General features: G+C 34.3%; 10 protein-coding genes. 3 read left to right on the top strand and 7 right to left on the bottom strand.

What is annotated here, in order from left to right; genetic code table 11:
• Positions 1-67: 67 nt before the first annotated feature.
• The 4 genes from WC622_RS02135 to pdhA all read right to left on the bottom strand — a co-directional run bounded on the left by WC622_RS02135 (position 68) and on the right by pdhA (position 5,853).
• Positions 68-1,846, bottom strand: coding sequence for a DUF885 family protein (locus tag WC622_RS02135; RefSeq protein WP_372816824.1), 1,779 nt, complete (start codon positions 1,844-1,846; stop codon positions 68-70).
• Positions 1,847-1,869: 23 nt separating this feature from the next.
• On the bottom strand, positions 1,870-3,030 hold the full coding sequence (locus WC622_RS02130; RefSeq protein WP_372816822.1) for a DUF418 domain-containing protein: 1,161 nt from the start codon (positions 3,028-3,030) through the stop codon (positions 1,870-1,872).
• 133 nt (positions 3,031-3,163) lie between these two features.
• Entirely contained in the window at positions 3,164-4,828 is a 1,665-nt protein-coding gene (locus WC622_RS02125; RefSeq protein ID WP_372816820.1) for a 2-oxo acid dehydrogenase subunit E2, read from the bottom strand.
• 29 nt (positions 4,829-4,857) lie between these two features.
• The gene (pdhA, locus tag WC622_RS02120; RefSeq protein ID WP_372816819.1) at positions 4,858-5,853 is read right to left on the bottom strand and encodes a pyruvate dehydrogenase (acetyl-transferring) E1 component subunit alpha; all 996 of its coding nucleotides are present in this window, start codon (positions 5,851-5,853) and stop codon (positions 4,858-4,860) included.
• Positions 5,854-6,337: 484 nt separating this feature from the next.
• Between pdhA and WC622_RS02115 the strand changes: the two genes are divergently transcribed.
• Positions 6,338-6,892, top strand: a complete 555-nt coding sequence (locus WC622_RS02115; protein WP_372816818.1) for a C40 family peptidase — start codon at positions 6,338-6,340, stop codon at positions 6,890-6,892.
• 77 nt (positions 6,893-6,969) lie between these two features.
• Complete coding sequence (locus WC622_RS02110) at positions 6,970-8,073, top strand: CapA family protein (RefSeq protein ID WP_372816816.1); 1,104 nt, start codon at positions 6,970-6,972, stop codon at positions 8,071-8,073.
• A gap of 18 nt (positions 8,074-8,091) precedes the next feature.
• Here WC622_RS02110 and WC622_RS02105 read toward each other — a convergent pair whose 3' ends face one another.
• From WC622_RS02105 to WC622_RS02095, 3 genes are all read right to left on the bottom strand, one after another.
• On the bottom strand, positions 8,092-8,583 hold the full coding sequence (locus tag WC622_RS02105) for a hypothetical protein (RefSeq protein WP_372816814.1): 492 nt from the start codon (positions 8,581-8,583) through the stop codon (positions 8,092-8,094).
• 90 nt (positions 8,584-8,673) lie between these two features.
• On the bottom strand, positions 8,674-8,859 hold the full coding sequence (locus tag WC622_RS02100) for a hypothetical protein (RefSeq protein WP_173271203.1): 186 nt from the start codon (positions 8,857-8,859) through the stop codon (positions 8,674-8,676).
• Between the two features lie 110 nt (positions 8,860-8,969).
• A complete protein-coding gene (locus tag WC622_RS02095) occupies positions 8,970-11,003 on the bottom strand; it encodes a M13 family metallopeptidase (RefSeq protein WP_372816812.1) in 2,034 nt (677 codons plus the stop codon).
• Between the two features lie 80 nt (positions 11,004-11,083).
• Between WC622_RS02095 and WC622_RS02090 the strand changes: the two genes are divergently transcribed.
• Positions 11,084-12,007: an SPFH domain-containing protein gene (locus tag WC622_RS02090; protein WP_372816810.1), complete on the top strand. Its 924-nt coding sequence runs from the start codon at positions 11,084-11,086 to the stop codon at positions 12,005-12,007.
• Positions 12,008-12,025 lie beyond the last annotated feature (18 nt).

The following is a 12,025-nucleotide window of genomic DNA, read 5'->3' as shown; positions in this document are numbered from 1 at the left end:
ATGAACAAAGAGCAAGGATTAAGGCGCTTTTTTCTTAACCCTTGCTCTTATGACTGTTTAATTTAAATTACTTCTGTTTAGCTGCCCAAGCATCCATTTTAGATTCAAAAACGCTTAGTGGTAAAGAACCGTCTTTTAAAACTTCAGTATGGAAATCGGCTATTTTAAATTTAGCCCCTAATTCTTTCTCATACTTGTTTCTTAGTTCTCTAATTTTCATTGCACCGGTTTTATACCCTAATGCTTGTGCAGGAATGCCCATATAACGTTCTATTTCAGCAGTTGCGCCTTCTTCGCTAATGGCTTCATTATCCATCATGTATTTAATGGCTTCTTCTCTACTCATATTTTTAGTGTGAATTGCTACGTCTACAACTAAACGAATTGCTCTGTGCATTTCATCGCCTAAAGCGCCCATGTGTTGATAAGGATCTTGATACAAGCCTAATTCTTTTCCAAGCGATTCGCAATACAACGCCCAGCCTTCTACATATGCATTATGAAAACCAAAACGACGGAATTTTGGCAAACTAGTATTTTCTTGTGTTAATGAAATTTGATAATGATGTCCTGGAATAGCTTCATGCAAAAACAATGATTCCATGCCTGAAGTAATATTGAATTTCGTTGCGTCTAAAATTGGAACATAGAATATACCCGGCCGTTTACCGTCGGCAGAACCTTGATTGTATTCTGCACTTGCAGATGCAGCCCTGAAAGCCTCCGTTTGTCTAATTTCGAAAGGAGTTTTTGGTGCATGAGCAAACATCTTTTTTAAATTCGGTATCATGCGTTGATGTATATTTTCAAAAGCTGCTAAAACTTCTTTTGGTGTTTTATACGGCATGAATTTTTTATCCGTTTTCATGTATTCGAAAAACGCTTTTAGATCTCCCTTAAAACCTACCAAGTTTTTAATGCTATCCATTTGGCTTTTAATTCTAGCCACTTCATTTAATCCAGTTTGATAAACCTGTTCTGGAGTTTTTTTAGTAGTAGTTTGTTGCCTTACTAAATACGCATACCATGCTGCACCTCCAGGCATAGCAGACCAGCCTGAAGTTGTTCTTGCTTTTGGTAGATATTCGTTTTGTAAAAAATCTCCTAGTTTTTTATATGTTGGAATAATTACAGTTGTTATCAAAGCACGATACTCATCTGTTAATCTCCTTTTATCATCAGTTGAGAAATCCTTTGGCAAAAGATTAATTGGTCCGTAAAACAAACTTTCTTCTGGCTTGCTAACGATCATACTTTGCATTTGCGGAATCATTTTTACTACTAACGATTTTGGAAGAACAATTCCGTTTTGAATGCCCTTTTTAAAATTTCCAATGGCAGTATCTGCCCAAACTGAAAATGCAGAGACACGTTTTAACCAATCTTGGTAATTTTTTACTGTTTTAAAAGGCTGTGCACCTGTCCCAGAACCCAATTGACCAATTGTTAAGGGCAAGGCAAACATTTGATTAAATGGTAAATACTCAGAGTGATATTTAAATCCTTCTATATTCATTTCTAACTGATCTTTTAAGAAATCGTAAGAAAGTTTATCGTTATCATTTAGGTTATCTCGGTCATAATTACTTAAACTATCCAAAAACCGTTGATTAAACGCCTTAGATTCTGCTAAATATGCAACAGAGCCATCGTTTGGCAAAAGATCATTATATCTTTCATCGCCAATAAAAGTGGCACTCAGAGGGCTTAATTTCAAGCCTTCTTCATAATATTGATCAGTTAAGGCCGCAAAATTTTTATTGCTTTCGGTTGCTCCAGTTTTATTGTTCTGTTTACAAGCGGCAATTACACCAACTGCTAGTGCGATTAAGAGTATTTTTTTCATTATATCAAGTTTATTTGGTTGATTTATTTTTTAAGTGGCAGTCGTTTACGATAACTCAATTGTCGCCAAATCCATTCTACTGGGCCGTAATTATATTTTGACAACCACCATTTGCTAAAGTAAACTTGGACAACATAAACTACTATTGCCAATATTAGGTAAAACCAAAGAGGTTTGGTGTTCCAAATACCTAAGCCAAAACCAGAAAAAATAAGCAAGCCAATTAAATTTTGCGTCATGTAATTTGTCAACGTCATTTTACCCATAATAGCCATGCTTGCAAAAGCATTTTTAAGTTTTCCTGATATATACAACCAACAAATTGAAGTTGCAATAAAAAGCATAGAGCTTAAAATTATCCAATATCTGATGTTATAATACTGTGAAACATTCCATTTCAATTTTCCATCTAACATTGAAAATCCTGTTAATATAACTGCAACAATCAAACTACTCCAAAAAGCGGTTTTAATCCATTTTTTCTTGGTTTGCAAGTCATTAAAAAAATTGATTTTATACAAAGAAAATCCCCAAAGAAAACAGCAGAACATCACTACATGAACGGTATATAAGTAAGGTTTGCTAATTATTTGCACTAGATAAGTAGCTTGTAGTCCAAAGCCTAAAACATCTATTGGATTATTACTTTTATACAGCGGAAATAATTTGGGTACCTCTGACCAATTGGTATTATTTAAAGAAGAGATGTAGCTGTTAAGTGCTGGAATAGCGAGTAATAAAATCAAACTAGTGATGAAAGCAGTTTTTGCAGATGCACGATAAAAACATAGCAACAACAAACCTAGCATTGCATAATCTTTTAAGATATCGCCAAAAAACAAGGCACTATTAACTAAAGCCAATACCAATAACCAAAACATTCGCCCTGCAAAAAAACTATACGGATTATGTCCTTTCTCTTTAATATTATTCATGAGAACAGCGAAACCATAACCAAAAAGCAAGCTCAATAATGTCCATGATTTAGCAGCAAAAATAATACTGGTAACATAAAAAAGAATATTGGTTAAGGTATCTGGTTTATAATTCGTCCAATCTCTGCCTAGCGTGAAGAAATCGAAATAATTCATGAGTACAACACCAAAAAGTGCCCAGCCTCTAAGTACATCAACAATAACTGTACGCTGGCTTAATTGAATTGGCTGATTAAGTACATTATCCATATGCGCTGAAATAAAATGTTTTAACTAAGATAATGTTATTTTTAATTAACACTGAAACAAAAAAAGCTACCCTGTTGAGGTAGCTTTTTTTGTTTATGAGATCCTTCGACAAGCTCAGGATGAAAATAATAGACTATGCTAATAATCTGATTGGTTCTTCCAATAATCCTTTTAAAGTTTGTAAGAATTGAGCGCCAGTTGCACCATCAACCACACGGTGATCACAACCTAAAGTTAATTTCATTACATTACCAGGAACAACAGCACCATTTTTAACAACTGGGATTGCTTGAATAGCACCAACTGATAAAATTGCACCATCTGGAGAATTGATAATCGATGTAAATTCATCAATACCAAACATACCTAAGTTGGAAACGGTGAAAGTACTTCCTTCCCAATCTGACGGTTGTAGTTTTTTAGCTTTTGCTTTAGCTCCGAAATCTTTTACTTCTGCAGAAATGTGAGATAAAGATTTACCATCTGCAAAACGAACAACTGGCACTAATAAGCCGTCTTCAACAGCCATAGCCACACCAATGTTAGTATGTTCATTAAAACGGATTTTATCACCACCCCAAGATGAATTAACAGCTGGGTGTTTTTTCAAGGCAATAGCAACCGCTTTAATTACGATATCGTTAAACGAAACTTTTACTGGAGCTACAGTGTTAATCGCAGTACGAGCAGCAATTGCGCCATCCATATCTATACTAATAGTTAAATAGAAATGTGGAGCTGTAAATAAACTTTCTGCTAAACGTTTTGCAATTACTTTACGCATTTGCGAAACTGGTTGTTCAGTAAATTTAACTTCGCCAACATAAGTTGGAATTACTGGAGCCGCAGCAGCAGGTTTTTCTGAACTAGCTGGAGCATCTGCTTTAGCAGCAGGAGCAGCCGATGGTTTATAGTTTTCGATATCTTTTTTAATGATACGACCACCTTCTGCACTACCAGCAACCTGTGCTAAATCAATTCCTTTATCTTTTGCAATTTTCTTAGCCAATGGCGATGCAATTATACGACCACCATTTAAACTTACTGCTGGCGCTTCTTCTTTTGCAGGAGCAGTTTCATTTTTTGCTTCTTCTTTTACTGGTGCATCAGTGTTCTTATCAGCAACCGGTTTTGCAGGAGCATCACCTTGTGCCAAAATACCAGAAATATCTGTTCCCTCTGGACCAACAATAGCTATAATGCCATTTACTTTGGCTGCTTCACCTTTGTTAACACCAACATGTAATAAAGTTCCAGTTGCGTAACCCATTACTTCCATAGTTGCCTTATCGGTTTCTACGTCAGCTAAAATATCATCGTCTTTTACTTTATCACCTACTTTTTTATGCCATTCGGCGATAACGCCTTCAGTCATTGTATCACTTAATAAAGGCATACGAATTACTGTAACACCTTTTTTAGCTAATTCTTCTTCACCTAAGCCTCCACCTTGTGTTGGTGCTTCAGTTTTTGCTTCTTCTTTTGGAGCTTCTTCAGTTTTAGGTGCTTCTGCTTTTGCAGCGCCTCCCTCAGCTTCAAGCGCAGCTTTATAATCTTCGCCTTCTTTACCGATTACGGCAATTACAGCATCAACTGGAACAGCTTTACCTTCTTCAACGCCAACAAATAATAACGTTCCATCCCAGTAAGATTCTAAATCCATCGTAGCTTTATCAGTCTCCACTTCGGCTAAAACATCACCGCTTTTAACTTTGTCGCCCACTTTCTTATGCCACTTCGCCATTACCCCTTCGGTCATGGTATCACTCATTTTGGGCATTTTTACTATATCAGCCATTTATATATATCTATTGAAATGCGTTTTTATTAATTTTCTTGGTAAGGATAGTCTGATTGCATGTATACATCTTTGTACAATTCTGATGCATCTGGCCATGGTGATTCTTCAGCAAATTTCACTGATTCATCTACAATCTCTTTTACTTTTTCTTCAATTGAAGTAATCCAAGCATCATCAGCATATTTCTCTTTCAAAATTACTTCTCTTACTTGCTCAATTGGATCTTTTGCTTTGTATTCTTCCAACTCATCTTTAGTACGATATTTTGCTGGATCTGACATCGAGTGACCTCTGTAACGATAGGTTCTCATTTCTAAGAAAGTTGGTCCTTCACCATTACGAGCACGTTGAATAGCTTCGTCCATTGCATTGTGCACCGCAACTGGATCCATACCATCTACAGGAGCACATGGCATATCGAAACCTAAACCAATTTTATAAATATCCGTCATATTTGTGGTACGCTCTACAGAAGTTCCCATTGCATAACCGTTGTTTTCGCAAACAAAAATTACAGGTAATTTCCATAACATCGCCATGTTAAATGCTTCGTTTAAAGCACCCTGACGAACTGCTCCGTCTCCCATGTAGCAAACATTAACATTTTTAGTTCCTTTATATTTTTCCGCGAATGCGATACCAGCACCTAATGGAATTTGACCACCAACAATTCCGTGACCTCCGTAAAAATTATGTTCTTTGCTGAATATGTGCATCGAACCACCCTTACCTTTTGAGCAACCAGTTATTTTACCATACATTTCAGCCATAATACTATTTGCGCTCACACCTAAAGCTAATGCATGTGCATGGTCGCGATAAGCTGTAATCATAGAATCATCTGGTCCCATTGCAGAAATTGCACCAGCAACAACCGCCTCTTGACCAATATATAAATGACAAAAACCACGAATTTTCTGCTGTCCGTATAGTTGTCCAGTTTTTTCTTCGAATTTGCGCATTAGCAACATCGACTCAAACCACTTCAAATAGGTATCCTTATTAATTTCTACTGCACTCATGTTGAGGTATTGATTTTTTTGTTTGTGAGAGCAAATCTAATTTTTTTTATGCAATTTCTGATAAGAATTAGTGTAAAATTATCCGTATGTAGCAGTCAAACTACTAGATTTCAATCGTGTTCTCGAGATTATCAAATATTTATTTTACTGCAATATAAGGATATGTATAATTAATATTTTTCCCTTTACTACAATCACAATAAATTTTAGAATTACTTAAAAATAATAGAAAAATAATATTCTGTTTAAACTTTACCTTTTATTTGATAAATTATTAACAATTCAAAAATTTCAATACCTTGAAATAAATCGGTTCAATACTTATTTTTCATTTAAAAAGGAGTAAAATGTTAATAACTTTCGGTTTTAACTTAAATACATTTGGATAACATTTGTAAATAATCTATTTTTGCTCCCCTAACAATAAGCCCTAGTGGTGTACGTTTAAGTGTAAGTGTCATTTACCCAAACTTAACAGTATAACATGATTAAAAAGTTTTTGTTTTCTACCCTTATTGTCATTTGCAGTTTATCTACTGTATTTGCTCAAACCAAGACAAAAGAAACCAACAAATTAGAAGACCCAGATAATTTAGCCTCGCAATATTTTTCGCAGGTGATGGGTGTGGCCGTAGATGCAACCTCTAACTTAAAATTATATAAATTCATTTACGAATGGATTGGCACTCCTTACCGTTTTGGTGGTAATACCAAAAAGGGAATAGATTGTTCTGCTTTTACCAAAACTATTTACGATAAAGTTTTCAATACAACCATTTTACGTAACTCACGTGATATTTTTAGTACAGTAAATCCATTATCTAAAGATGAATTGAAAGAAGGAGATTTGGTATTTTTTAGAAGTAATGGTCGTACGATTTCTCATGTTGGTGTTTATTTAGGCGATAATCGTTTTGCACACGCTTCATCTTCTAGGGGTGTTGTAATTAGTAATTTAAACGAGCCATATTATTCTCGTATTTTTTATAAGGGTGGAAGAATTCTTGAATCAGCGAGTAAGGATTTTGTAGAAGAATAATATAGTTAACTATTGAAGTTAATACAAAACATATAATCCCTCCTGATAAATCGGGAGGGATTTTTTTATGACAAAACATGAATAAAATTTTTAGCCTTGCTTTTTTAACTATTCTTGTCGCTTATTTTTCAATGAGTTGCCAAAGTGAAACTACTGCAGCAGCACAAAATAATAAAGTTGATAGTATAAAAGTTAGAAAAATAAAAGATACAATTAGCATTACTGCCGTAGGCGATATGATGCTTGGCTCTGCTTATCCTAGTAAACTTAACTTACCACCTGATGATGCAATTCACAGTTTCAAGGCGGTTGATTCATTTTTAAAAGGTGATATCGTTTTTGGAAACTTAGAAGGTTGTTTTCTAAATTCAGGTAACTCTGATAAATGTAAAGGCATCAACCCAAATAATTGCTATGCGTTTAGAATGCCAGATCGTTATGCGGAAATTTATAAAAAAGCAGGATTTAACGTATTAAGTATTGCAAATAACCATGTTGGCGATTTTAATGCAAAAGGCCGAAAAAATACAGCAAGAATTTTAGATTCTTTACAAATACATTACGCCGGTCAACTAAATAAACCATTTGAAATTTTTGAAATAGATAGTATTAAATATGCATTTTGTGCTTTTGCTCCAAATGAAAATACAGTATCCATTAAAAATATTGACAGCGCAAAAATGCTAGTTGGCGCACTTAAAAAGCAAGCAGATATTGTAATTGTTTCATTTCATGGAGGCGGAGAAGGCGCAAATTTTGAACATGTAACTCGCAAAACAGAAATCTTTTTTAAAGAAAATCGTGGAAATGTTTACGCATTTGCACATGGTGTAATTGACGCTGGCGCAGATGTAGTTTTAGGTCATGGGCCGCATGTTACTAGAGCAGTAGAAGTGTATAAAAACAAGTTTATTGCTTATAGTTTGGGCAATTTTTGTACTTATGGTATGTTTAGTTTAAAAGGTTCAAATGGTTTTGCTCCGTTATTACAGTTAAAAATAAATGCCAAAGGCGATTTTTTATATGCTGATGTAATTTCAGTAAAACAGGATAAAATTAATAGACTTACTCTTGATGAAAATAATACTGCATTTCATAAAATAAAAGCGCTAACCAACGCAGATTTTGCAGGTCACAGTTTAGTATTTAAAGATATCAACAGAATAACTTTAAAAGATTAATCAAGAATTAGTAATTAACTAATTTCTCAAAATCTGTTCTAATTTATCAATCGATTCATATCGATCTAACTTTCCTTGATAATAAGTAGACCATTCGTTGTTAATGCCAGGAGTATTTTCGTCTTCACTCGCATTATTTACTTGACGTATTAATCTACAATATAATACATTTGGCTTAAGGTAAGCGATCATGTGCGTTTGGGTTTCAGACCAAATGCCACCCTTGTTCATCCAAGTAAAACTGAGATTATTCCCTAAAAGCATACTACCTTCTTTAAGAAAAGAACTTCTTTCGAGTTTCTTAGTTTCAGTATTGTAGCTATATCTACTTGCGGTACCACTAGATATTCGAATAATAGAAACCAATTTATCTCCATTATCATTTTTTAATACTCCAGCCCAAATCCCATCGTATGAACTTGATGTAGCAATATGTTGTGCTTTAGCAGATAATAACAAAAAAAAGCAACTCATTACAAGCGCAATTTTAAGATTGAAGAAATTTTTCATAAGCTTATTTTTTTAATAAACTTACATACTACAGTCTTAATAATATATACCTAATAATGAGTATTTTATCCTATAAAAATTAGAGGATCTTTATGCTTCGTCCTTAGTATTTCTTACCAGACCAATACCTGATACAAAGAAAATAATACCTATAATCCCAACAACGATTAATTCGCGGCCGCCATCACTGTGTTGCACAAACCCCCAACCAGCATAAATTAACCCAATAATTCCTAAAATAGTTAGGATAGTTCCGAAAGTACGTTTTACGTTCATAAGTTTAGATTTTATCATCCTATAACAGTAGAAAGCGATTTTTGTTTCATAAAAAAAAGCAGCATCAAATTAATGATACTGCTTTAAGAATTAATATGTTATCTACTAATTTACCAAACCCCAAGTCTATTTTCTGGAGCTATATACATTTTAGCAGTTTTAGGGATGTTAAATGCTTTATAAAATGCTTCCATGCTATAAACTGGACCGTTTACTCTAAACATTTCAGGCGAATGCGGATCTACCTTTATACGTACTCGCATATTTTCATCTCTATCTTTAATTCTCCAAACTTGTGCAAAGCTTAAAAAGAAACGTTGATCTGGCGTGAAGCCATCAATTTTTTTGGTAGCTTCTTTTCCTTGCTCGGTTAATTTAAATGCATCATATGCAATTGCTAAACCACCAATATCTGCTAGGTTTTCTCCTAATGTTAAATTTCCATTTACATGCTGATTATCTAATAAAGTAAATCCATTATACATTGCTGCAACTTTATCAGCCTTTACTTTAAATTTATCCGCATCAGCTTTTGTCCACCAATCTTTCATATTACCTACTGCATCATATTGACGACCTTGATCATCAAAACCGTGAGTCATTTCATGACCAATTACCGCACCAATAGCGCCGTAATTAATCGCATCATCTGCATTTGCATCAAAAAATGGGAACTGTAAAATTCCGGCAGGGAAAACGATTTCATTGAATGTTGGATTATAGTATGCATTTACAGTTGGCGGCGTCATTCCCCATTCAGTTTTATCAACTGGTTTACCAACTTTACTAATCATTTCATTATAACTATGTGTTCTTGCACTACGAGCATTGCCTAAATAATCACCTTTATTAATGGTTACATCATCAAAGTTTTTCCACTTTGTGGTATAGCCAATTTTCTTTAAAAAGACATTCAATTTTTCCGTTGCTTTTGCTTTTGTTTCAACGCTCATCCAATCCAATTTATCAATACGCGTTGCAAATACTTTTTGCAAGTTATTTACTAGTTCATCCATGCGTTGTTTTGCTTCTGGAGTAAAGTATTTCTCTACATATAATTGCCCTAATAAATCGCCTAAATTAGCGTCAATTCCGCTAACCAATCTTTTCCAACGTTCTGACTGTTTCTTTTGTCCATTAAAAATTTTATTAAAATTGAAAGATGCATCTACAAATGCTTTGCTTAATAGACCAGCGTTTCTAGACATGTAATTATACTTGAATTTGGTTTTCCAAACATCTAATGGTTGGCTTGCCAATAACGTACTCAATGTTTTAAAATAATCTGGTTGACCTACATTAACACTGTCCGACTTAATTTTCATAGCACCAAAAAGCGCTGGCATATTTAAATTTGGCGTCAACTTTGCAAATTGAGTAAGGCTCATCTTATTATAATTTTTTTGTGGATCTCTAAGTTCCTGCGGGCTGCGGTGTGATTTTGCAATTTCAGTTTCCAGTGCTAAAATCGCTTTTGCATTTTTAGTAGCAGTTGCAGTATCAACTCCTGTTAATTTAAACAATGTGCTAGCATACGTAACAAATCCAGCTCTGGCTACCTTAGAAGCACTATCTGTTTTAAAATAATAATCTTTTTCTGGTAATGATAATCCAGATTGATAAAATGATGCAATATTTTTAACACTATTTTTCTCATCTGCTCCAACATTCAAGCCCAATAAGCCAGCTTCATCTGTCTTAGCCAATTCGGCTAATAAGCTCACTAATTCTTGGTAATTTTTTGCGGCATCAATTTTTGCTAAAACAGGTTTTAAAGGCTCAGCACCAAGTTTCTCGATAGTTGTTGTGTCCATTCCGCTAGCATAATAATCGCCAACTTTTTGTTGCATGCTACCTTTTGCTGAATTGCTCTTTTCTGCATCTTCAACAATTCCTCTTAGCTTCTTTAAATTATCTTCGTATAAAGTATAAAAACTACCCCAACCGCTTTGATCATCAGGAATAACAGTACTTGTCATCCATTTTCCGTTGGCATATTCAAAAAAATTATCTCCTGGATTAACAGTAGTGTCCATCCCTGCTTTATCCAAAAAGACAGTACGCTCAGTGGTCTCGGTACTTTTGTTTTTACAGGCCATTAACAAAGCAAGACCTATTAGTGGTAAACCTAATTTTAGTTTCATAAACAATTGATTAAAAAATATTTAAATAAATCTACATAGAAAATCAGTAATATTGAGCTTAATTTAAATCAAATAATACCATGAATTACATTCCATACGTTCTACTCTTTTTCGGGCTAATTGTTCTTTTTAGTTCATTTGTAACTGTTAAACAAGGCACAATTGCAGTAATTACTGTCTTTGGGAAATATCGCAGACAATTAAGACCAGGCTTGAGTTTAAAAATTCCACTAATAGAGCAAATCCATTCTAAAATTTCTATTCAAAATCGCTCGGTTGAACTTTCTTTTCAGGCAGTTACGCATGATCAGGCTAATGTTTATTTTAAGGCCATGTTACTGTATTCAGTTTTAAACCATGATGAAGAAACCATTAAAAATGTAGCGTTTAAGTTTGTTGACGCTAATAATTTGATGCAAGCCTTAATCCGTACAATTGAAGGGTCTATTAGGGCTTATGTAGCAACTCAAAAGCAGGCGAATGTACTTGCACAAAGAAATGAAATTGTTGATCACGTAAAACATCAAATAGATCAGGTATTAGAAAGTTGGGGTTATCACTTACAAGATCTTCAATTAAATGATATTACTTTCGATGAAGAAATTATGCGTTCTATGAGTCGTGTAGTGGCATCAAACAATTTAAAAGCTGCCGCAGAAAATGAAGGACAAGCTTTATTAATTACTAAAACTAAAGGAGCAGAGGCTGATGGTAATGCGATTAAAATTGCAGCGGCAGCAGAACGTGAAGCAGCTCAATTACGTGGACAAGGTATTGCATTATTTAGAGCGGAAGTAGCACATGGTATGACAAAAGCTGCTCAGGAAATGGAGCAAGCTAATTTAGATATCTCTGTAATTCTATTCACCATGTGGACAGAATCAATTAAACACTTTGCGGAAAACAGTGATGGCAATGTGATTTTCTTAGATGGCAGTACTGAGGGGATGAACAAAACGATGAAAGAAATGATGTCTATGCAAATGGAAAAAGTTAAAAAATAATCTCAACTTCTAGTTTAA

Source organism: Pedobacter sp. (assembly GCF_041662865.1).
Lineage (GTDB): Bacteria > Bacteroidota > Bacteroidia > Sphingobacteriales > Sphingobacteriaceae > Pedobacter.
This window is presented reverse-complemented; position numbering and strand designations above follow the sequence as displayed.